This is a genomic window from Bacillus sp. UNC41MFS5 (genome assembly GCF_000686805.1).
In genome coordinates this window covers 29696-54133 of the sequence record NZ_JMLP01000025.1, presented here as the reverse complement: position 1 = coordinate 54133, position 24438 = coordinate 29696, and the positions used below count along the sequence as shown (strand labels likewise).

The 24438-nt window shown below is 39.6% G+C and carries 18 protein-coding genes and 1 pseudogene; 16 read left to right on the top strand and 3 right to left on the bottom strand.

Annotated elements, in window-relative coordinates; all coding sequences use genetic code 11:
* The 3 genes from BR30_RS35895 to BR30_RS0113265 all read right to left on the bottom strand — a co-directional run.
* Positions 1–590: IS110 family RNA-guided transposase (locus BR30_RS35895; RefSeq protein ID WP_231507711.1), on the bottom strand; the 590-nt coding region annotated here is incomplete at its 3' end.
* Between the two features lie 128 nt (positions 591–718).
* Entirely contained in the window at positions 719–898 is a 180-nt protein-coding gene (locus BR30_RS37855; protein WP_035445531.1) for a hypothetical protein, read from the bottom strand.
* Positions 899–1798: 900 nt separating this feature from the next.
* A complete protein-coding gene (locus BR30_RS0113265; protein WP_026565436.1) occupies positions 1799–2761 on the bottom strand; it encodes a helix-turn-helix transcriptional regulator in 963 nt (320 codons plus the stop codon).
* Between the two features lie 111 nt (positions 2762–2872).
* Between BR30_RS0113265 and BR30_RS0113260 the strand changes: the two genes are divergently transcribed.
* The 16 genes and pseudogenes from BR30_RS0113260 to BR30_RS0113185 all read left to right on the top strand — a co-directional run bounded on the left by BR30_RS0113260 (position 2873) and on the right by BR30_RS0113185 (position 24294).
* On the top strand, positions 2873–3352 hold the full coding sequence (locus BR30_RS0113260) for a GyrI-like domain-containing protein (protein ID WP_026565435.1): 480 nt from the start codon (positions 2873–2875) through the stop codon (positions 3350–3352).
* Between the two features lie 12 nt (positions 3353–3364).
* Complete coding sequence (locus tag BR30_RS0113255) at positions 3365–3829, top strand: hypothetical protein (protein WP_026565434.1); 465 nt, start codon at positions 3365–3367, stop codon at positions 3827–3829.
* A gap of 385 nt (positions 3830–4214) precedes the next feature.
* Positions 4215–4412 carry a hypothetical protein gene (locus BR30_RS0113250; RefSeq protein WP_026565433.1) on the top strand — a complete coding sequence of 66 codons (198 nt, stop codon included), beginning with the start codon at positions 4215–4217 and terminating at the stop codon, positions 4410–4412.
* 280 nt (positions 4413–4692) lie between these two features.
* Positions 4693–4839: pseudogene (locus BR30_RS37850) on the top strand (amino acid permease); the annotation flags it as partial.
* A gap of 200 nt (positions 4840–5039) precedes the next feature.
* Positions 5040–7976 (top strand): fibronectin type III domain-containing protein, encoded by a 2937-nt coding sequence (locus BR30_RS35220; RefSeq protein WP_051633610.1) that lies wholly within the window; start codon positions 5040–5042, stop codon positions 7974–7976.
* Between the two features lie 287 nt (positions 7977–8263).
* Positions 8264–9766, top strand: coding sequence for a pectinesterase family protein (locus BR30_RS0113235; protein WP_231507710.1), 1503 nt, complete (start codon positions 8264–8266; stop codon positions 9764–9766).
* A gap of 25 nt (positions 9767–9791) precedes the next feature.
* Positions 9792–10589: a rhamnogalacturonan acetylesterase gene (locus tag BR30_RS0113230; RefSeq protein WP_026565430.1), complete on the top strand. Its 798-nt coding sequence runs from the start codon at positions 9792–9794 to the stop codon at positions 10587–10589.
* A gap of 58 nt (positions 10590–10647) precedes the next feature.
* Positions 10648–12006 carry a glycoside hydrolase family 28 protein gene (locus BR30_RS0113225; protein WP_035445529.1) on the top strand — a complete coding sequence of 453 codons (1359 nt, stop codon included), beginning with the start codon at positions 10648–10650 and terminating at the stop codon, positions 12004–12006.
* Between the two features lie 124 nt (positions 12007–12130).
* Positions 12131–14734 (top strand): right-handed parallel beta-helix repeat-containing protein, encoded by a 2604-nt coding sequence (locus BR30_RS33440; RefSeq protein WP_051633609.1) that lies wholly within the window; start codon positions 12131–12133, stop codon positions 14732–14734.
* Between the two features lie 181 nt (positions 14735–14915).
* Positions 14916–15863, top strand: coding sequence for a carbohydrate ABC transporter permease (locus BR30_RS0113215; RefSeq protein ID WP_026565428.1), 948 nt, complete (start codon positions 14916–14918; stop codon positions 15861–15863).
* Between the two features lies 1 nt (position 15864).
* Positions 15865–16698 carry a carbohydrate ABC transporter permease gene (locus BR30_RS0113210; RefSeq protein ID WP_035445528.1) on the top strand — a complete coding sequence of 278 codons (834 nt, stop codon included), beginning with the start codon at positions 15865–15867 and terminating at the stop codon, positions 16696–16698.
* 52 nt (positions 16699–16750) lie between these two features.
* Entirely contained in the window at positions 16751–18094 is a 1344-nt protein-coding gene (locus BR30_RS0113205) for an ABC transporter substrate-binding protein (protein WP_026565426.1), read from the top strand.
* Positions 18095–18294: 200 nt separating this feature from the next.
* A complete protein-coding gene (locus tag BR30_RS0113200) occupies positions 18295–19410 on the top strand; it encodes a glycoside hydrolase family 88/105 protein (protein ID WP_026565425.1) in 1116 nt (371 codons plus the stop codon).
* A gap of 21 nt (positions 19411–19431) precedes the next feature.
* Positions 19432–20742 (top strand): pectate lyase family protein, encoded by a 1311-nt coding sequence (locus BR30_RS0113195; RefSeq protein ID WP_026565424.1) that lies wholly within the window; start codon positions 19432–19434, stop codon positions 20740–20742.
* Between the two features lie 179 nt (positions 20743–20921).
* Positions 20922–22721 carry a sensor histidine kinase gene (locus tag BR30_RS0113190; protein WP_026565423.1) on the top strand — a complete coding sequence of 600 codons (1800 nt, stop codon included), beginning with the start codon at positions 20922–20924 and terminating at the stop codon, positions 22719–22721.
* On the top strand, positions 22714–24294 hold the full coding sequence (locus tag BR30_RS0113185) for a response regulator transcription factor (RefSeq protein WP_026565422.1): 1581 nt from the start codon (positions 22714–22716) through the stop codon (positions 24292–24294). Before BR30_RS0113190 ends, BR30_RS0113185 begins: the two co-directional genes overlap by 8 nt.
* The last annotated feature ends 144 nt before the right edge of the window (positions 24295–24438 follow it).

Below are 24438 nucleotides of genomic sequence, written 5' to 3'. Positions count from 1 at the left end.
GGAAATCGATAACTCCAAGCTGCTTCTACAAGCAACCGACGAACATGACGATTACCTGTTTTGGTAATTTTACCTTGCCTTCTGATTTCACCACTAGAACTTTCACTTGGAATTAACCCAACGTAAGACATTAATTTTTTGGGAGAAGTAAATCTCTTAAATGATCCTATCTCAGCCACAAGACTAGTAGCTGTAATCGTAGCTATTCCCCTTAATGATTGTAGTGCTTGAATCATTGGCGCATGGTAACCTTCGGTTGATTGTAATTTTATTTCTTCCTCTAATCGTTTTACCCTTTGCTCAATTTCTTGTAGATGGTGCAGATATTCTTGAAATACTACTTTAGATGTGGAACGTTCAAACTTTAGAGTATTTAACCATTCACGATATCTACGAGTCCACTTTTTCCCATTGAAAGGAGGGTCAATATCGTTCCGTAAAAGGAATTTAGATAATCGATGTTTAGCTCTTAATTCATCCTCTTTGGCATCTTCCCGAGCCCGAACTAAATCCCGGAGGGCTTCATCATCTTCTGTTGGCACATAAACAGGTGTTAATTCGCCGGCGCGAAATAACTTTGCTAGTTTAATCGAATCCCTACGGTCTGTTTTGATGCGCTCTCCTGGTTTTTTTAGGGATTAAAGATGGGGCGATCACTTCACACTCAATTCCTAGGCTAAGAAAAAGTCGATATAAACCATAGCCAGTTGGTCCAGCTTCATAGCACACTCGAAGATTCTCTTTTTTCTCCAAGTTTTTTTACTAACTTTCTAATGGATTCCGGAGTGTTGGGAATCATTCCCCAATACCTTGGCTCATCACGACCTTCATCTGCAATGGCAACGGCAATTTTTTCTTTTGAAACGTCTAAACCTACATATTTTATGGTATCCTGCATAATAACTAGCTCCTTCCGTAATGTAGCTCTGATTTGGTTTGTTTTTTCCAGTAAACAGTGTAACCAAATTAACCTACGGTGTTACGAGTAAGGAGCTAGTTTCGTTCATGATAACTTAAAGTAAAGGGTGCTTTAACATAATAAGAAATAATAATAAAGAGCCAATAATATGCAAGTTTTTATGCACTGCTTGCGTATTTTGGCTCTTTTTACATTCATAAAACATACTGCCATTCCTAGCATTTTTTAATTGCCGAATACAGGTTTAGCAAACAAAATGACGGACAAACATTCCGTTTTTACTTAATCATATCAAAAGTTAGGTAGCCCTTTCTCAACAAAGAGAAGGGCTTTATCCTTAATATAAATTGAATTCATAATATTGGTTAATAAATAATAATCAAATAATCCCTTCCTCATTTATAATTAAATTATGCTAAAAACGAATATATGAATGAGGGGAATATACATGAGGTTTTCAGATGCTTTTATAGACATGGATAAATTTTTACTTAAAAACTTAAATTCGATTACTTGCAATGAAATTTTTCAAATCAAAAAAGACTTTTATAATATCGTTCGAACACTTAGTGGTAGTACAGCCAACCTAACTGGAATTACTGAATTATTAGTGTTTAGATTTCTATACCATGTCCTTGGGATGATAGGAGAAGTAATAGAAAAGTCAGTTCATAATAATAACCATAGTTCACTCCTCGAATAGGGAAGAATAATTAAAAGTCCTGTTCCGATCTTTTTGCGTGAGCAAATATTCATCTAATGTAAACAGCACCATCCACACAAAATGGAATGGTGCTGTTTCTATTTAAAGAGATTACCTCACTTGATTTTGTCACGGTTCACTGTAACGCATCTATATGTGGTTTTAACTAGTGGTAATTATGGGGAATATAGGAATAATCTCTCTTTTATACCATCCAAGACTTCTTCCGGCATTTCCCTGACCTTGATATCCCCACCAAGGAAAAGCAGCCAATTGGTTATTTCGGCCATTTCTTCTGTGTTATTAACATTGATAAACGTCTTTAGAACGGCTGTGGTTTGGTATGGATTTGTATAGGAAATGGATACTTTTAAAGGATGGTATTTTTTGAACTGGGCAATCGCCCTTGGACCCAATTCAAGGACCAGATTGATTATATTTTCCTGCTTGTTAAGTCTTTCCAAAATCCTTTTCTCACTTAGTCCTTGCTTCGTTGTGTATGGTTCTACATTGGTGAGATTGTCGACAGGAAAAATTCGTTGCTTCTCTTCCATTAAGTCAAAGCCTTCAATCAGCCAAAAGCTTTTTTCACGATACAGGTGTAAAAGATAAATGGGGTAAGACTTTATTATTTTCTCTTCTTCAATAGTAATTAATAAATAACGATCCACCAGCAGGAGTTGGATTAGTTTTTCTAACATCGGATGGGGAAGGTCTGACAGATCAAGCAGGTCGGGATTATGGGGGTTCGTCCCTTCAAAAAGCAAGATTTGATTTAACACTACAAGGTCTTCTTGCTGGTTTTCTGAGATGAGGCCAAGTAATTTTTCAGCTAACGACTGTCGACTCTTTAAATAGGGGAGTTGTTGATTTCTTGTGGCCATAAAGGCGATAAAAAGAGCTCTGATTTCATTATCCGTAAAGCGAACTGTGGGAAGGACAGAGTTGCTCATGACAAAATAACCCCCATCCCTTCCAACTTCAGCGACTAGCGGCATCCCCATGGCTTCAATTTCTCTGATATCCCGAATAGCAGTTGAACGAGAGATGTTAAATTCCTGCATAATTTCAGTAATGGTAAAGTGGGCACGGTTGTTGATATACCGCATGATGGTATTAATCCGTTCAACTTTTTTCATCGTGGCCTCCAAAACAGTATCATTTTTTGACATGATTTAACGCTATTATAAACTCATCAAGTGAAAAGAGAAATCATTTGATTCCATTATAAAAAAAGGAAGGTTTTGAATATGACAAATTATACTATAGAAGAAAAAGACAGCTTTACCGTGTTAGGTTTTGGAACAGAGCTTAAGAGTGATTACACGGACTATGCGGGCATAACCAAAGAAAAATCGGACTTTTGGCAGGCCGTCAAACAAAATGGCAGGCTTGTCACGTTAAAATCTGTTGCGACAAATGACTACATTTTTGCTGTGAACGAAGCGGTGAATAACAAGATGATGCATTATGCCGGCGTTATGACAGAGACTTCGCTGCCAGAGGCAACCAGAATGATCCAATTTCCTAAAGGGGAATACCTAGTTGTTAAAGGGGAAGGGAACAGTGCGGAAGAGTTGAGCAATATGCTTACTGGTATTGCTTTCGGTCAAGTTTTGCCAGAAGCAAAGAATTTTGCCTATGTTGGCGGGCCAAATACGTCGGTTGTGATGGGGCAGCGAAACGGTTTGGTATTTGGTGAAATGTGGATTCCTGTTGTCAGGAAATAAGGAGGGACGGAAATGTCCTATCGTGTTGATTTTAAAAATGTATCTACGGTGGGTTTAGAGTCTTCACCAGTCGCAGAAGCGCTTGCTGGATTACGTGCGAATGAAGCCCGTTACTTTATGAATAAATACAAGCATGAATTTACGGTAGAACCAGCTAGCGAAAGCCAAGAAACCCTTGATTATGTGAACCAAATTTTAAAAGAACGTGCTATTGAGTTTGCGGCCAAACCATTAGAAACGTCGCTTTTTCAAGTGGAAAATATCAAATGGGCCTACGTCTTTTATGAGGATGGGCTAAGTGTCAATGTCTTGTATACGATTGATGGCCCTAAGCCGAAGCGGGCCGTTGGTTTTAAGCTTTCTGAGGGGATGGAGGTACCAAAGGAGTTAGAGGGGAAGTTTAAGTTTGCCAGGCAGAAGTCTAAACTAGCTGGAACGATTCGGGGTTCGTTTTTTGTCATTAAAGGAGAATATTAAAGTAAATAAATACAACAATTCATATAGCAGCGCTCTCTATCAAATAGAGGGTGGTTCAAGTAGTTCCTCTGACATTGAGTTAAACAAGGTATGGGGAGTACATGGACCTGTACGTTTATCTTATATCATTGTTTCAGATTTATAAACTATAAATTAAGAGTTCCAGATTCCTTAATAATGGGTTTGGAACTCATTTTTTATCGTTCTCCGACAGAAGACTCCTACTTCAATTTTGTAAAGGACGTAGCTGTGAGAAGGAGTGTATAAATTCAAAATATTGACAAATTTTAAAATGATTTATAGCTATATACATCATATAATTAAAGTAAGAAAGGAGAGCAAAGATTCAATAATTTCACCTAATCTATGAAAGAAGGTGCTGGAAATGTCACTAGCTCACTTTGATGATATCATTGAAATCTGTTATGGAATGATGGAAGAGGAAGAAACGTTAACCAAGGCAAAGCATGTGAATGAACGGTTAGATCTTATGAAAAATCGTATTCCAGAGGACCATCGGTGGTGGGAAGAGGCAATTAGAGAGAATTTAAATGAAAAAGAAAGAGAGGTATTTTATGTTTAAAAAGAAAAAGAATATAAGTTAATGATCCCTCGTTTGTTCCGAATCAAGGAAGATGGGGGATTATTTTTTTGTTGCTGTACCTAGCAAGCTGAACGGAACTGGATGGCAATCAGCTATTACCAGACACCTTCAACGGTACCATGAGGTTTTTAACGAAAAGGGACATCCTAAAATTATAAATGCAGACATTGGAAGATTTGCTGCATTTCCAAGTAATTTTCTAAAGCTTAAATTAGCCAGCATATGCCGAATCAATATAAAATAAAACTTAATAGACGGGGCATTTATTGGTTCAAAGGTTGACTGGTATGGTGTCTTGGTTTCTTATATTGGACTACCTCTATTCTTAATTGGTTATTTAGGCTATAAAAGTATTAACAAAACAAAAATCGTGCCATTAAAAAAGGCCGATTTCAGCAGAGATTAAGTATATATTTTTCATCTTTAGAGGAACACCTTGAGACTTCAAGGTGTTCCTGCTATTATAAGTTAATTTAAAATAAAAAATTCATAAAGATTTTTTGTAAAAATCTAAAAATATTTGATTATCCGAGAAAACGTTTTCAATTATAATGAACTATCAGGAGGGAGGAAGCTAAAAAAAATATAAGAAAGGTGGAAACATAGTTGAAGAGTCTCAAAATCAGTATCTCTATCATTTTAGTAACATTACTAGTATTCAGCCAACTTGGTGCAACAGCTCTTGCTGAAAAACAATTGGCTCCCAATGCACCCGCATCGCCAGTAAACTTACAGATTCCAAATCTGGCTTTTGACGAAGACAGCATCACCATTGTGTGGGATAAGCCAGAGAACTATCGTGATATTGTGGATTTTAATGTCTATATGAATGGGAAGAAAATTGGGAGTGCTTTAAAAGATAACGGCGGCCCTGCGAAGGCTTATATCGATAATTTCTATAAAAATATTGATAAAGATAATTTCCACGTTGATATTCTCATTCATAATTTTACCGTTGAAAATCTTAAACCGAATAAATCTTATAAATTTTATGTAACCTCCGTAAATGCAGATGGTATCGAATCGGCTCCATCTAACAAAATTACCGGAAAAACAACAGCTGTACCAGAGGTTTTCAATATTATGGATTTTGGTGCCACACCAAATGATGACACAAAGGACACGAAAGCCATTCAGGCAGCAATTGATGCGGCTACACCTGGAGCGAAAGTGTTAGTTCCGGAGGGGAAATTTATTTCTGGAGAAATATGGCTTAAATCTAATATGACGCTTCAGGTTGATGGGTATTTGCTTGGTTCTCCTGATGCAAAAGATTACAGCAGAAATTTCTGGGTATACGACTATTCAACAGATGAACGTTCCTATTCTCTCATCAATGCCCATACCTATGATTACGGCAGCCTTAAGAATATTCGTATCGTAGGAAAAGGAACAATCGATGGGAATGGATGGAAGTTGGATTCCAATTCTCCTACCATTGATGAAGCAGGAAATGAGCTTCCGCGCCTATTATCAGGTAGTAACACAAAGGTGACAGGCAATGTAACCGTTCAAGATGGACATATGAGTTCATTAGATTCGGCTTCTGATTCTACATATGGGATATTAGCAGCCGCTCAAACATATGCAGCTCAGGTGGATGGTATGAATGCAAAGTCTGCCTATTCTACACGCTCTAATCTAATTACGGTACGTGGTGTGGACGGAATGTATTATGAAGGAATTACGCAGCTTAATCCTTCCTTTCACGGGATTGTTAACCTTCATAGTAAAAACATTGTGGTAAATGGAACAACAGCCAAAACCTATGATGCAAACAATGCTGACGGGTTTGAGTTTGGTGATTCGCAAAATATAATGGTGTTCAATAACTTTGTGGACACCGGAGATGACGCGATTAACTTTGCTGCAGGCATGGGACGGGCAGCAGCAGATGAGGAACCTACCGGAGAGGCTTGGATTTTTAATAACTATATTCGCGAAGGCCACGGCGGGGTTGTCACAGGAAGCCATACGGGAAGCTGGTTCGAGAACTTTTTAGTGGAAGATAATATTATGTATAAAACAGACGTGGGACTGCGTGCCAAAACGAACACACCAATGGGCGGAGGAGCAAGAGACATCCTTTTCAGGGATAATGCTTTAGAAGGCATTGATGGGGATGGACCGTTTGTATTCACCTCTTCTTATGAAGATGCTAATGCTGCGATTCTTTATGAGCCGGCACAGCAAATTTCTCAATTTAAGGATATTCGGATTGAGAACACTACAGTGCGTAATCAAGGGGGCAGTAAGAAACAAGCAATCTTGGTAAAAGGAAATAACGACGTAGGGGAAGTCTATCACGAAAATATTACCTTCGAAAATGTTAAATTTGACAATGTTTTTTCCGCGAATATGGATTACGCGAAAGATTTTACATTTAAAAATGTTTCCTTTACAAACGTCAAAGATAATGGCGGAAACCCATGGAGAATTACCAATTCTACAGGACTTGTCTTTGAAAATACAACAGGAGCACCTTTAGATGCTGCACAAAAACCAGAATGGGCTAAAACTGCAGCTGTACAAGCTGTATCGTCCGACGATGGAAAGAGTGTTACCTTAACCTGGAATGGAGCTTCCGATAATATCGGAGTATCAGGTTATACCATTTATAAAGATGGAAAGAAAATTGGCACAGGATACACGACAACCAAAAACACAAGCTTTACAGTTAACGGTTTAACACCTGCAAAAGAGTACACATTCAAAGTGGAGGCAACCGATACAATAGGAAATCGCACCTCTGATGGTCCGGAAGTCAATGTAACAACAAAGGGAGAAGCAGATGTAACGGCACCAACGCTTCCAGAAGACACTAAGATTAAAGAATCAACCACGACGATTCCTGCAAATGAAACTTTTAGCGGCAAAGAAGTAGACGTTGTTTACCCTGGATTCACTTGGGCGTCGCTGGACTGGGAATCAGCAAGTGATGATACCGGTGTGGCCGGCTATAATGTGTATGCAAACGGGGAATTTCATGGCTTTTCTGAATCCAGCAACTATACGTTAACAGAACTTCAGCCAGGTACCAAATATGTAGTGGAAGTGGACGCTGTCGACCTCGCAGGCAATAAAACAAAATACGGCTCCTCCATGGATGTCAAAACAGCTGCCCCGTACGCGATGGGTGCCCCATCTTTTACTGGCGGGCTGAAAGCTCAGATTGGAAGGGATGGTACAAGTGTGTCCCTCTCTTGGAACAAGGCAGCCGCTAGGAACCAAGATGTTATTGGATACCGTGTTTATGTAAACGGAAAACCTGTTAAGCCTGAAGGGGTTGAGTTTTCACCAATTAATGGGGAAATGACAACAGCTGAAATCCATTACACGGTTACTGGCCTTAAACAAGGTAAACAGTATACATTTAAAGTGGAAGCTGTCGGACAGGGGATCAAATATTCAAAAAGGGAAAGATTATCCGATGTCATTCCGAACGGGCTTGAAAAGGTTTTAGGATATCGCTGGAGCGGCTTTGGACCAAGCGAAACCGTTCATTTAATACCTGGTAAGGCTATTAGTGAACAGGCAAAATAAGAATATCTATATAATAGAAGAAACAGGGTGTGATTTTAGAATCACACCCTGTTTTTAATGAATTTATCCCAATTTCAGGTCTTTATCAAAATGGGTGAGTAATTATGACTATAAATCAGGCTGTTGCAACCGAAACTATTTTCCTAATCTCTAAAACAGTTAAAAATATAAAACAGTTTTCTAAAAATTTTATATTCTCAAACAAAGACCTCACTTTCATAATTAGCCTTAGACTTTAAGAAAGGAAGGTAATCGAATTGGTTGTCTTTAAAAAGGGAAACAAAAAAATGATTCTCTCTTCAGTAACATTAGTAGCAATGCTAAGTGGATTTCATCCAGATCTAAGTTTTGCCGAATCTGCTGTGGCACCAAACTATGTTGAATCCCCGGCTGTTGCTTCTGCAACAGAAATTACAGCTGTGGATACGACTCAATTAATTAGCGGTCTTTACATGAAAAAGTTAAAAATTTTAGGCATGCTAGCGGGAGAGATGGAAACAGAATCTCCGGACGTTTATCCGCCAGGTAATAAAGTAAAAATGAAAGAAGTAGGTTTTATTGGTCATAACCAGATTGCTGTTACATTTGACAGAAAGCTAGAATCCATTAACGTAAATGACATCTCTTTTTTTAAAAATGGAGACCATCTTGAGGTAAAAAGAGCAGCGATGGCTGTAAATAAAGAAGGTCATACGGTTATCTTCTATGAATCCGCTACCCCCATTAATTCAGAATCCATCAACATGGAAGACAAAATTGTTGCCTCTGTAGTTAATGAAGACTCCACAGATACCAATGGAAATACTTTAAAGATCCATGATCACAAAAAACTCAAAGATATTACACCACTGTTGAACGAAATACCCAATTTATTGACCGTATCCAAGGACGGCCTGGCAGACTACTCTACTGTCCAAGGGGCAATTGATGCAATTCCTGCAAATAATACCGAAAATGTGGAAGTGTTTATCGAAAATTGTGTTTATAAGGAACTTGTTACCATCCCTAAGGATAAGCCTTTTATTTACCTTAAAGGTGAAAGCGTTTCCGGTACTGTCATTTCTTATGATAACTACTCTGGTAAGTCAAAGCCAGGCGGGGGAACTTATGGAACGACTGGAAGTGCGAGCGTTTATGTTTATGGAGATGATTTTACCGCTGAAAACATTACCTTTGAAAATTCATTTGATGAGCAAAGTGTGAATGTTAGTAATAAGCAGGCGGTAGCTGTTTACGCAAGAGGAGAACGCCAAACGTTTAGAAATTCCCGGTTTATTGGAAATCAGGATACATTGTACGTAAATGGCGGAACGCAATATTTCTACCAATCCTATATCGAGGGAGATGTTGATTTCATCTTTGGGCGTTCAAGCGCGGTCTTTGAAGAATGTGAGATTTTTTCCCTTGACCACGGCTCCACAACGAATAATGGATTTGTAACCGCTGCCAGTACACTGATCACCGAGCCATATGGATTCTTATTCCTTAATTCCAGGCTGTTAAGCAATGCTCCAGCAGGTACCGTTTATTTAGGCAGGCCTTGGCATCCTAGCGGAGACCCCAATGCCATCGGAAATGTGGTTTTTATGAATAGTTATCTCGGGCCGCATATCATAGCACAAGGCTGGACCGATATGTCAGGTTTTTCATACAAAGACGCTAGATTTTATGAATACCAAAATTATGGCCCGGGAGCTGTCATCAATGAAGATCGCAGGCAGCTATCGGACGAGGAGGCCAAGTGGTACACCATTGAAAATGTTCTGAAAGGCTGGAATCCTAAAGAGTAACTTTTAAAAATAGAGGAGGAGTATCATGAGAAAGAAATTAAAAGAAAAGATTCTATTGGTAACCATGCTTTTATTAACAGTTAGTACGTTTTTGGGAAATCTCCACTCTAAAGCTGCTATCGATGAAAACACCCACAAAAACAGGATAACGGTTTATCTGGTAGGAGATTCAACGGTTTCTAACTATGAAAACTCGTTAGTACCTAGAGCTGGCTGGGGACAGGTGTTCGATCGATTCTTTGATGATAAAATTGTTGTCAAAAATGAGGCTTCCTCAGGAAGGAGCTCAAAAAGTTTTATTGATGAAGGCAGACTCGATTCCATCTTAAATCAAATCGAAAAGGGAGATTACCTGTTTATTCAATTTGGTCATAATGACGAAAAGGTAGAGGATCCGGCTCGTTATACAGAACCGTATTCCACTTATAAAAGTTACTTAAAGCAATACATTGACGGTGCAAGGGCAAAGGGGGCAACTCCTGTCCTCGTGACTCCTGTTGAACGCCGGCGTTTTACTGAAGAGGGGCTAGCACGTGATTCCCATGGAGAATACCCTGCCGCCATGAAGGAACTTGGACTGGCAGAAAATGTACCTGTTATCGATCTTACCGCTAAGAGCAAGGCGTTATTCCAGGAGCTTGGTCCAGAAGGGACGAAGGGCCTTTTCCTTTGGCTTGATGCCGGCGAGCATGTGAACTATCCGAACGGTGTTCAAGATAACACCCATTTTCAAGAAGCTGGTACAGAACAGATCGCCCGACTTGTCCTTGTAGGAATTGAAGAATCCCATTTAGTGCCTTTACGTAATCACATTTTAAAATAAACAGATCACTAAGTTTTCAGAAAAAAGAAGCTGCAGCTGGGAAAGAGGAATGTAGATAATGATTAGTCCAACGCCATCGAGTATTTATAATATCAAACAATTTGGAGCCATCAGCGATGGGGAAACCAATAATACTAATGCAATTTCCCTGGCTATTGAAGCATGTGTGGAAGCAGGAGGCGGGACCGTTTATGTTCCCGCCGGGCGCTTCCTTACGGGCGCTGTCATTTTAAGGAGCAATGTGAATTTATATTTAGAGTCTGGATCCATTCTAGTATTCAGCCCTGACGAAACTCATTACCCGATCGTTCAATCCCGGTGGGAGGGGGTAACAAGGGAAGTCTACGCCTCCTGTATTTATGCCAATAATGCTGAAAATATTTCGGTAACCGGTCATGGTACCTTGGACGGAAGCGGGCATTATTGGTGGAGTCTTTTTCGGAGAAAGGAAAATCAATATCCAAGGCCAAAGCTGATTAGTTTCGACCAATGTAAACATGTCCTGATCTCAGGAGTGAAACTGATGGACTCCCCAAGCTGGACTGTTCATCCTCTTTGCTGTGAAGACGTCACGATCCACAATATCCGGATTGAAAATCCGAGCGACTCTCCAAATACAGACGGGATAAATCCGGAATCCTGCCGAAATGTCCGCATTTCTGATTGCCATATCGACGTAGGTGATGATTGTATTGCTATTAAGGCAGGTACAGAGGAAACAAAGGAACGTATTCCTTGTGAAAATATTACCATCACCAATTGTACGATGATTCATGGCCACGGCGGTATTGTATTTGGAAGTGAGATGAGCGGGGATATCCGAAATGTCACAATAAGCAATTGTATTTTTGAAGGAACAGACCGTGGCATCCGGCTGAAATCAAGAAGGGGCCGGGGTGGTGTAATTGAGGATGTGCGTTTCAATAACATTATCATGAAGGGTGTCATCTGTCCTTTTATCGCCAATTTATATTACCACTGGGGTCCACGGGGAGAAGAGAAATATGTTTGGGATAAAAATCCATATCCGATTACAAAGGAAACACCTGTATTTAGAAGGATTCATTTTGCCAATATAACCGCCCGTGACGTGAGTGCCGCTGCTGGTTTCTTCTACGGCCTTGCCGAAATGTACGTGGAGGATATCTCATTTGAAAATGTCTCTGTGTCAATGGCTGAACATGCAGAACCCGGGCTGCCTGCGATGATGGCGGAACTTGAACCAATGAAGCAAAGAGGTTTTTATTGCTGCAATGTTTCGAATATTTGCTTCCATCGGGTAATAGTAAGCAATCATGAAGGGCCGGCTTTCTATGTGGAAAACGGGAATGAGGTTGAAATTGAGGGATGTAAGTCAAAAAGTGTTCTTTCAACTGAACCGCTATTTATTTTTAATAATGTAAGTAATGTTGAGTAGTTAATTACTGTCAATTGCCTGTCTATTAATAATAAGGCAGGCAATATTTTTCCTCGTTACTCTATAAGATTATCAAAAATGGATTCAATGAAATTATTATAAAATTTAATATGGAGTGATAAAAATGAAGGCGTTAACCAAAATTCGAAGTGTTTTACTTGCCTTGCTTTTCCTTTGCAGCAGTATTCCAGCTGCAAATGCAGAAGAAACAGGCGGTAATCAGGAACCAGCCCAAAATGAGAATTTAGTTTGGCAAAGTGTTACATTTGGCCAGTCTACTGATTTGAATTTTGCCGCAAATGTTCTTCCAGAAAAAATTGGTACAAACTATGCAGCACCAGAAAAGCCAGGCACCATTGAAGGAAAAATCACCTTGGAGAGCAGGGGAGGAAAGCTGGCTCCTGGACACGACGGTTTAATCTTCTACTATACGAAGGTCAATCCCAATATTCATAACTTCGTCTTGGAAGCTGACATGACGATCGAACAGTTCGGTCCGGAAACCGGTGCTGGACCAAATGGTCAGGAAAGTGCCGGGATTATGGTCAGGGACACGATCGGTGCACCCCGGCAAGACCCTATGATCCTTGGTTATGAAGAAGTTCCAGCGGCTTCTAATGTTTTTGGAGTCGGGATGATGCGTAATGGTGTAGCTCCGATTTACAGGACAGGTGTCCTTTATCCATGGGGGAATCTCGGAAGTCAATTAAAAGCCTCTCCTTTTACAACCGATTCACAGTATAAAATTCCTGTTGGAACACCTGTTAAGGTAAGGCTTGAGAGGACTGACACTGAATTTATCATGTCTGCTACCTTTACTCATTTGGCTGAAGAAAAAATATTTGAACAAAGAGTCAAAGGAGCTGATCTTGTTCAAGTGATGGACAAGGATCATATGTATGTTGGTTTTTATGCAGCCAGAAACGCCAAAATGACGATTCAGAATGCAAAGCTGACTCTTAGTGAGGCCCATACTGTGCCTACACCGCCAACCGAGCCTGTACCGGACAAACCAGCGATGAGCTTACTTTCAGCGCCGGAATCTGGTTCACAACAGTATGATCTAAAGGCACTTGCCAATTATAAAGGTACAATTTCAGTAGTAAAAGATGGAGAAGAAGTAGTGAGCGGGGCAGCGGTTCAAAAGGATGAAGTATATTCATTCAGTACATTATTGGATAACGGAACCACCGATTTTACCGTTACCTATACACCAAGTGAAGGGCCATCAACCGCCCCAATCACCAAGAACATTACCGTAACCAAGAAAATTTATACGAACGGGGCAGGCTTATTTGTATCACCTAAAGGAACTAGTTCTGCTAAAGGAACAATTGATGACCCAGTTGACCTGGAAACGGCCATTAAATTCGCGATACCTGGTGAAACCATATACATGCGTGAGGGAGTTTATACCCCTGCTTCTATCATTAATATTAAGAAAGAATATAGCGGTTCTAAAGAAAAAGTGAAAACGTTAATGGTTTACAATGGTGAAAAAGTAGTGATTGACGGCCATGGGAAACTTGGTAATGTCCTACAATTAAATGGAGATTACTGGCGCTTATTTGGTATTCAGATTACGAAAGCGTCCTCAAGCGGAATGCGGGTCAGCGGTGACCATAATGTGGTGGAACAGATGCTGTTCAACTATAACGGTGATACAGGTCTGCAAATTAGCGGCAGTAGTTCCAATCCTGACTTTTGGCCGAAGTATAATCTGATTTTAAATTGTGAATCACATGATAACCGCGACATTTCTGATGAAAATGCAGACGGATTTGCCGCCAAGCTGGGTGTCGGTGTCGGAAATGTCTTTAGAGGAAACATCGCTCATCACAATATTGATGATGGCTGGGATTTATATAACCGTACGAATGAAGGAGCCAATATGCCGATTACGCTAGAGGGGAACATCGCCTATGCGAACGGTAAACTGAGCAATGGCTATAATGAAGATGGCAACGCAGGAAATGGATTCAAACTTGGCGGGGAAGGCTTGCCGGTGGCCCATATTGTCCGGAATAATATTGCCTTTGACAATAATATGGACGGTTTTACCGACAATTTTAATCCAGGTAAGATGGTGGTTGAAAATAACACTGCTTTTAATAATAAAAGATTTAACTATGTATTTCGGATCAATCCATACTTCACTGCTGAAGAACAGGGGACTTTTAAAAACAACCTTTCCTATCGAACTGCTTCAGGAGCGGTAAAGGATTTTATTTCAGGTAAAAATGATAGGACCAATTTCTTCTATGACGGATCGAAAACATCCAACAACGAGGGGATTGTCGTTTCTTCAAAAGAACTTGTCAATCTTGAGATACCTTCCAAATTTGAAAGAGATATAGATGGAAACATCCTTTATGGCAGCTTTCTTCGTATCTCACCTGATAGTTTCCTAAATAGCGCTGATACTAATAAAAGCTATGTTGGTGCACTGCCAGCAGATCCTGTGTCATTGGAGCTTAAAGGCCCTGATGCGTTAAGAGAAGGGGAATCAGCGAAGCTTGTTGTCGTTGCTAGATTCTTTAATGGCTCTGAAAAAGTTTTATCATCAGGAATTCAGTTCAAGAGTGAAGATATCGCCATTGCTGCAGTAGACCGGGGAGGCAATCTTCAAGCCGGCGAGAAAGGGAAAACTACTATTACAGCATTTTACCATGGCTTGGAGGCAAAGCTTGACATCCATGTTAAAAAAATGCCCCCAGGGTTAAAATAAACTAGTAGCGTAAAAGAAAAGAAGGCAGCTGCATATTGCTGCCTTCTTTTGTCGTGAACATATAAACAATATTTAAAAAGTTGCGAACATCTAAAAAAATCAAACAAACAGTGAAAGATATTGGATTCTTAGTGTAAGCGTTTTCGATTAAAATAAAAAACAAGAAAGGAGGATCAATTCAATGAATCTAAGACAAGAACTGGAAGTATCAGTAGTTTCTACTGAGAATAAGAAACCAATCAAAAAATTTAAACTAGAAAAATGGATACCTTATTTGTTTATTTTGCCATCAACACTTATGATTGTAACCTTTTTGTTCTATCCGATTGGGACGGTGTTCTACTACAGCCTCCAAAATTATGATATATCCGCTCCCTTTTATAACGGTTTTGCCGGGATAGACAATTTCAAGAAGATTTTTACGGAGGATAAATTATTTCTTCCAAGTTTGCTAACCTCTTTTAAATGGGTGGTTTCTCAGGTAGGCTTACAGTTGATTTTTGGCTTAATTGCAGCACTCCTTCTTAATCAAAAATTTAAGTTTAGAGGGATGATAAGAGCGGCTGCCTTTATTCCTTGGGCGATCTCGGGTGTGTTAGCCTCTGTAATGTGGTCCCTAATGTTTAATGAACATATGGGTGTAATCAATGATCTTTTCATAAGGTTGGGGATTGTCAGTGAAAGCAAGGCATGGCTGGCTGATAGCACTACTGCTTTTATATCGGTCGTTATTGCTGAGTTATGGAGAGGGGTTCCTTTCTTTGCTATTACCTTACTCGCTTCACTTCAAAGTATTCCAGAAGAACTTTATGAAGCGGCTAAAGTGGATGGTGCAAGCCGAGTGAAATCGTTCTTATATGTGACACTGCCTTCATTGAAAAATACCATTGTCCTGACAACGTTACTCCGTGTCATTTGGGAGTTCAATAACGTCGACCTTCTTTTCAACCTTACTGGCGGAGGGCCTGCACACAGTACCACAACCTTGACGATGTACATTGCTGAACAGGCAGTACACGGATCCAATTTTGGATATGGATCAGCACTAACAGTTGTTGCCTTTGGTATATTACTACTCTTTGCAATCATCTATTTACGCATTACGAGATATGATAGGGAGGGGAATTAACATGAATAAACAAAAAAGAGTGGACCGGCTGCTGACATTTAATCTGCCTCTCCTGGTTATGCTCGCTTTTACTCTCTTTCCGCTATACTGGACCATTAATACCGCTTTTAAGCATGAAGGAGATATCGTCAAGCGGCCGCTTGGATACATACCAGCCTCGCCGACCATCGAAAACTTCGTTACAGCGTGGACAAATGTAGGGTTTTCAACTTACTTTAAAAATAGTTTAATAGTTGGTGTATGTACAGTTTTTATCGTATTAATTCTATCAACATTATCCGGTTATGCCTTAAGCAGATACAAGTTTAAGGGGAAGCGCGCATTCCTTCTTATGCTTTTATGCACACAATTTATCCCAAGGTCTATGTTAATTATTCCGTTGTTTATTATCTTTAAGCATATGGGGTTGATCAGTAACCCGCTTTCATTAATTATTACCTATGCAGCTGTTGAGATTCCGTTTACGACAGTACTTATGAATGGTTTCATCTCAAACGTTCCCAGGGAACTTGAAGAAGCGGCGATGGTGGATGGCTGTAACAAGCTACAAGCCATCCGCTATGTCATCTTTCCTCTTCTGATTCCAGGGATTGTAGCAACAAGTGTATTTACCTTCATTTACACTTGGAATGAATTCTTGATCGCCTTGATGCTGACAAACCAGCAGGGCAAGTTTACACTGCCAGTCGGCCTGAGCTATATGATGGGTGAATTCAATATCAACTATGGCGCTTTGGCGGCCGGAAGTGTAATCGCTTTAATTCCGGCAGTTCTAATGTTTGCCTATGCACAAAAGCATTTGGTTAATGGCATGGGTGGAGCTGTCAAAGGATAATGCAAGGGTTTAATATCAAAACAAATATAACCAATCATTGAGGGGGATTTTTGTGTACAAAAAGTTTTGGAAAACAGTTGCCGCTACATCAATGGCTGCTTCATTACTTCTTGCAGGCTGCAGTTCCGATTCCGGCAGCAGTAAAGAAGCAAGCACAAAGGAAAAGAAGACAGATCCAAATGAAAAAATTACGCTAACGTTTTGGGATGAAAATGCTGGACCGCAGCGTACACCAATCTGGGAAGAATTAATCAAGCGTTTTGAAGAGAAAAACCCAAATATTGACGTCGAATATGTCGGGCTGCCAAAAGACTCAGCAAAAGCAAAGTACGATGCATCAATCGCTGCTGAGGATACACCTGATGTAGGAAGTGTCCAGACTAGCTGGCTCCCAGAATTTGCACTGAGAGAGGCATTGCTGCCATTAGATTCCTATTATAGTAAATGGGAAGATAAAGACAAGATTAATAAAGGTGCAATCGACTTCAACAAAGAAGTCGTTGCTGACCACAAGTTATACGGCATTCCATATACACAAAACCTTGATATTCTTTGGGTTCGTCCTGACTGGTTCAAGGAAAAAGGGACAAAAGTTCCTGAGACATGGGATGAGTTCTTCACTGCCGTTGAACAGCAATCTGACAAAGCTAACAACCGCTATGGTTATACCATTCGCGGAGGAGCTGGCGGCTCGTTCCAATTACAGCGTTTAATGTATGCCTACTCGGGTAAAGAGGACTACATTAAAAATGGTAAAAGTACAATCAACAGCAAAGAGCATGTTGAGTTCCTTAAGAAGTATTTTGACCTGTATAAAAAATACACACCGCAAAGTGATATCACAAACGGATACAAAGAAATGATTGCTGGATTCGATACAGGAGCCGTTGCGATGGTTCAGCATAACATTGGTTCTTTCGGCGAACATAAAGAGGCATTAAAGCCAGATCAGTTCCAAGCCATTCCACTTCCAAAAACAGCTGATGGCAAATATGTAGCAGAAGGCGGAAACACGATCGGAATCAGTGTATTCAAAACAACAAAACACCCGGAAGCAGCATGGAAATTGGCGGCATTCATGAATTCAAAGGACAGCCAATCTTACTGGAACCAGCAGGTTGGACAGATTCCTACGAACTCTGATGTATTAAGTGAACAATGGGTTAAGGATTCTCCACATATTCAAACAGCTTTCAAAGTTTATGATGATCCTAATACCATTCTTTACAAGCCGCCGTTCTATCTTCCTGAATACCGATCCATTCTCGATACAGTAGTTGATGCGGGAACACAGGCTGTAATGAGCGGAAAAATGACGGTTGAAGAGTTCCTTGATGAGTGGGCAAAAGCCATTGAAGACGCTCAAAAGAAATACGATGAGCATTTCAAGAAATAAACAATAAAAATAAAGCCGTCTAGAAACTACTTTCGAGACGGCTTTATCTCTTCCAGTTGAAAAAGGGGATAGTATCTATATGCCTTCCAACAAATTACATGGTGTGAAGACCCTTGAGGACGAATCTATTATTCTAGATATCTTTACACAACAGCGATAAGATTTTATTAAATAATTCGGAAATAACAGGAGGCACAATCATGAGTTATTCAGAAACCAAAACAACAAATGTAACGGCAGAGATGGCTTTAGAGATGGCTGAAAAAGCATCTAGAACATTGATGAGAACGTTTACACCGGAAGAACTGCCGCCGGCAAATGTGTGGCACTATCATCAGGGGGTTTACCTTTACGGGATGCAGCGTGTTTGGGAGAAAACTCAAAATCAAGAGTATTTTGATTATCTTAAAAGCTATATTGATAATCTCCTAGATGAAGAGGGCAATTTCCTGTTTGAGCGGGACCAGCTGGACTCTATACAAGTAGGGATTTTATTATATCCTTTGTTGAAGGAGACGAAGGACCAACGTTATAAGAAAGCAGCAGATAAACTAAGACAGTTATTCCATACCTTGAACAAAACAAAAGAAGGAGGTTTCTGGCATAAAGACAAATATCCATATCAAATGTGGCTGGATGGTTTGTTTATGGCGGGTCCTTTTGCTTTGATGTACCAGAATGCCTTTAATGAACAAGGGTTAGACGACATGGTTTTATATCAGGAAAAGCTCATGCGGAAAAATATGAAGGATGAAAATTCTGGACTTCTTTACCATGCCTACGATGAAAGCAGAAAGATGCCTTGGGCAAATCCTGTGACAGGGTGCTCACCGGAATTCTGGGGACGTTCGGTTGGCTGGTATGGCACAGCGCTGATTGATATCCTCGATCTTCTTTCAAAGGATTATAGTGGAAGAGGAGAATTAATTTCGTCCTTACAAAGTCTTATTAAAAGCCTTGTAAACTATCAGGACGAAAAAACCGGGATATGGTATCAAATTGTGGACAAAGGAAACTTTGAGGATAACTGGCTGGAATCATCCTGCTCCAGCTTATTCATTTATACCATTGCCAGGGCAGTTGAGCAGGGGTACGTGGGTAAAGAATACCTTGAAGCTGCAATCAAGGGATACCAGGGGTTATTAAATGAGATGATTGAAGTCGATGGTGACTCATTGACGATGAAAGGAATCTGTATCGGAACTTCCGCAGATGTGTATGACTACTACGTTTCTCGTCCAGTGTCCGAAAATGACCTTCATGGTGTTGGTGCCTTTATTTTAGCCAGCATGGCACTAGTAAATATCATTAAATAATAAATTAAAGGAGTGTTCTGGATGAAAAAAACATTTAGCAGTCTTTTAGCGGTATCTTTGTTGGCAATGGGTATTTCTTCGGTTTCAGCATCTTCGTCTGATTTGGGAAGGGAAGTTCTTGCGCCGAAGGATGGCTGGGCCGCATATGACAAGGTAACCACTGGCGGGGCAAACGCGGTTGCCAGCCATGTTTTTACCGTAACAAATAAAGCCGAGCTTCTTAAGGCTCTTGGCGGCGGCATCGATAACACCCCTAAAATTATTTATGTTAAAGGTACAATTGACTTTAATGTAGATTCAAAAAACAATCCAATCGAACCTGAGTATTATGCAGATCCAGCGTATGATTATAATGCCTACCTTGAAGCCTATAAGCCTATTGTATGGGGACACGACAAGGAAGTGTTTGGTCCGCTCGAGGATGCACGTGCACGCTCCGCTCAGAACCAAAAACAGCAGATAGTGGTTAATATTGGCTCAAACACATCGATTATTGGACTGGGCGATGATGCCAAAATAATCGGTGGCAGCTTTATTATGAGCGGAGTGGAAAATATCATTATCCGCAATATCGAATTTCAAGCACCTGTTGATTTCTTCCCTCAATGGGATCCGACAGACGGCGATTTTGGTGAATGGAACTCCGAATATGATAATGTAACGATAACAAATGGCACTCATCATGTCTGGATTGACCATAACAAGTTTACTGATGGAGAACATCATGATGAGGACTTTGGGGAAATTTTTGGAAGAACCTACCAGCAGCATGACGGGTTGCTTGATGTGACGAATGGCGCTGATTATGTAACTATTTCCTACAATGTGTTAGAGGATCATGACAAGACCTCGCTTATCGGCTCCAGTGATAGTAAAAAGAGCGACGAGGGACACTTAAAGGTCACGATTCACCATAACTATTACAAAAACCTGACACAGAGACTGCCAAGGGTCCGTTATGGCCAAGTACATGTTTACAACAATTACTATGAGTTTAATAAAGACTCAGATTATCAGTTTGATTATGCTCTAGGCGTTGGCGTAAACTCAAAAATTTATGCAGAGAACAATTATTTTGATTTTGATTATGATATTGATCCTGGAGAAATTATCAAGGATTGGAAGGGCACTTCGATTTATGAAAGTGGATCTTTTGTAAATGGAAAAAGCTCCGCGAATGAAGTCGATTTAGTAGATGCCTTTAATCAATCACATACAGTCCAGCTAGATGAAAATGTTGGCTGGGAACCAGCCTTGTTTACGAAAATCCATCCGACACAGGCAGTCCCTGCGCTTGTAAAAGCTAAGGCGGGTACAGGTAAACTAGAATAGGCTGTAAAGAAACCCATAAATTTTTTATGGGTTTCAGCCGTTTTGTGATGGAAGTTTTAGGATGCGAGAGAAAACCCATTTACCAGTCTAGAAAAATAATGTATTTTTAATATTAAGATTATAGTAGAAAAAGGAATGGAGAGGAAGTTGTTGATTTGGAAACGCTTCCTATATTGCCTATGAGAAATAAATTCGTCGTATTTATTAAAAAATATTTTTTATTTTCCTTACGATCCACGATCATTTCGTTATTTCTGCCGGTTATGATATTTTTTATTGCATTTACCGGCTGGATTTCCTATCAGCTGGCTGTGACCCAGCTTGAGGAAAATGCTTATAAAAGTGTAGATAATACGGTATTCCAGACTAAGTCCTATTTAGAAAACAGACTCTATGATGTATTCGAACGGCTGGTTGCTTTCTCAAACGACCCGAAGACATTAGACCTGATAGATTCTGAATTTTCTGAGGTGGATCCAAACGATTACATTTATTTGAACAATTCATTGAAAGTGATTCATCTAAACTACAACACGATTATCGAATCTATTCTTGTTGATATGCATAATGGAAAATTTACTTTATATCGCAGTGATTTCCGGAAGAATTTCAATCAATTTCCTTACAAGAAATATGCAGAACAATATCGTGGCAGCAAGCAAGGGTTTTACTGGCATAATGAGCATCTCGATGATATTTTTGCCAGTAAATCAGAAGTGGTAAGTGTTTTTAAGTTGATAGGCAACGATAAATCCAAAGCAAATGGTATCTTGCTCTTTAATTTACGGAAGAGTTTTTTTGAAAACGTTCTAAATAAATCATTAATTGGGGAACATGGCTATCTTACCCTTGTCAGCCGGGACGGAACCTTTAATTCGAAAACAGTCGCAGACAAATACCGTTTGAATTCAAAGGAATTAAGCTATCTGCAGTCATTGCAGGATGAAAAAGGGCGATATGAGTTTCAAAATGCAGTTGGAAAGAACATGACGATTATCTACGATACAATCGGTGTGAATAAGTGGAAAGTGGCTGCTATATTCCCGACGGACGAGATATTAAAGAAAGTCAATTATATAAAAATTGTAACAGTAATTGTTATTTTAATGTTAACAGCAATAGCTATTTTAATTGCTAACTTTTTGGCTAAATACATTACCAATCCAGTCTCTGTCCTAGTTTCGCAAACGAAACAAATCAATGAAAATAATTTAAATATTACCTTCTCTCATAAAGGTCCTAGAGAAATTGGAATTTTGAAAACAGCATTGGACGATTTATTGGTTAAAATTAATACGCTCCTGGAACAAATTAGACTAGAACAGGATGAAAAGCGGCAGCTCGAGTTCTCGATTATGCATGCACAAATTAATCCTCATTTTCTATATAATACCCTTTATTCCATAAAGGGCTTATCCGATATGGGAATGAATAAAGAAGCCAGCAGTATGATTACAGCACTGTCCAATTTTTTTCGTATTAGTATCAGCAGAGGGAAAGAAATTATCACTTTAGAGGAAGAAATTGCTCATATCCAAAATTATCTTATCATCCAGGAAATGAGATATGGAGATGATTTTTCCTATGAAATTAATATCAATCCCAATCTGTTACCCTGTAGAATTGTAAAACTGACACTGCAGCCTCTGATAGAAAATGCCATCTATCACGGAGTTAAGCAAAAAAGGGGCAAGGGGAAGATCATTATAAAGGGATATGAAATCAGCGATATGGTATGCCTCGAAGTAATCGACAATGGCTCTGGAATCGATAGCGAAAAACTAAGTGTCATAAAGGAAGAGCTTCAGAGCAAAAGGGGCAATTCCCCGACCATTGGAATTGGTCTAAGAAGTGTTCATGAAAGAATCAAGCTGCATTTTGGGGAAGCCTATGGGTTATCGATTGAAAGTGAAGCAGGAGCAGGAACAAAGACCCTGGTAATGATCCCAAAAACAAGGGGGGACCTAACTAATGTATAAGGTTGCAATTGTTGATGACGATCGAATTATCCGTAAAGGGTTATCCAGTGTGATACCTTGGACGGAACATGGATTTGAATTGGTTGGTGTGGGGGCCGACGGTGAACAAGGTCTTGAAATTATTAAAGAACATAATCCTCATATTGTCATCTCCGACATTCAAATGCCCTTTATGGATGGGCTGGAAATGACGAAAGAAATCAAAGAACATAATCCTAAAACAAAAGTCATTTTGTTAACCGGCTATGAGGATTTTAAATATGCCCATGAGGCAATTAAATTAAAAGCTTATGATTATCTGCTTAAACCAGTTGAAACTAGTGATTTGATTGAAAAACTGAAACAAGCGTCGTTAGAAATAGATCTTGAGCTTCAGAAAGAAAATCAAATCACCGAGAGTCAATATTATATTCAGCAGCAGTTTCTTAAAAGGTTAAGCCTTAATGACTTTACGAATGAAGAAATAGTTAAAGAGTTTAGTAAAATAGATATAGAGCCTAAGGGGACCCATACAGCGGTACTGTATGTCAAAATGGACCAGACAGATTTTGGAGGTCAGGCAGACATGGAAACTGTAAAAGACGGTATCATGGAACATTGCCGAAAAAACCTTGAGCTTTTTAAGATGGAGGGCTGCGTTGTAAACGCTGAAACTGAGCATTTTGCCGTCTTTCTATTTGGGGCGGATTTACCAGCAGAGGATTTTACCGATGCTATTTCTAACGTAATACATGAATTCCTTTCTACTGTACAAAAAGAGTTTCATACGACGATCACCATCACTAGTGGGAGAAGTTATCATAAACTGGCAGACGTTTGCTGCTCCTATCGAGAAGCAGTAAAAGCGATGGGCTTCCGTCATGTAGTAGGGATCAATCAAGCTTTTTCTATTGAAGAAATAGAATCGTCAAACCGAGAGGAAGTGGCTGAGCAATTAAAAATTGAAGAAGATTTATTTCGATATATTTCACTCGGTCTTCCGGAGAAAGTGACGGAGCTCCTAGAGAATGTAAAAAATGACCTTGTGACAAATAAAAGAGTATCCTTGCAGGAAATCGTTTTGTTTGCGGTTAGAATCATTAGTTTAATATTTTACGAATCATCTAAGATCGCAAAAAACTGGGATGATACAAAGTTTGAAAATGTCGAGAACAGGGTAGTAAGATTGCAGACCATTGATGATATCCTTTCGGAAATAAAAATAATTGCGGTTGATTTAGCCGGGTTTGTAAAGCAATTAAATGGAAATCAAAAACACACACTGGTTGATAAGGCAATCGACTTCATTCGTGAAAATTACTACGTTCCCAATTTAAGCCTTCAAACCGTGGGAGAAGAAGTTCATGTCAGCCCAGCCTATCTTAGTAATCTCTTTAAAGTAGAAAAGGGTTTTAACTTTGGAGATTTTCTCCTTGAAACGAGGATGAAAAAGGCGATGGAACTTTTTCAGAAGATAGATTTGAAGACCTATGAGGTCGCTGAGATGGTAGGGTACTCTAATCCGCAATACTTTAGCAGCAGCTTTAAAAAATATACCGGTTATTCTCCGGTCGAATTTAAAAAGCTAAAATAGGCAGATGATTTTGGCGATGGAATTAACATAATGGCCCTGTAAAATAACGAGTTCAGCCTTGGCAAAAGGGAAAATCCGGCCCTTTATGGCAAGGCTAGGGCTATTGCTCCTTCAACAGGTGAGTTAATTGGACTTATGGCTGTT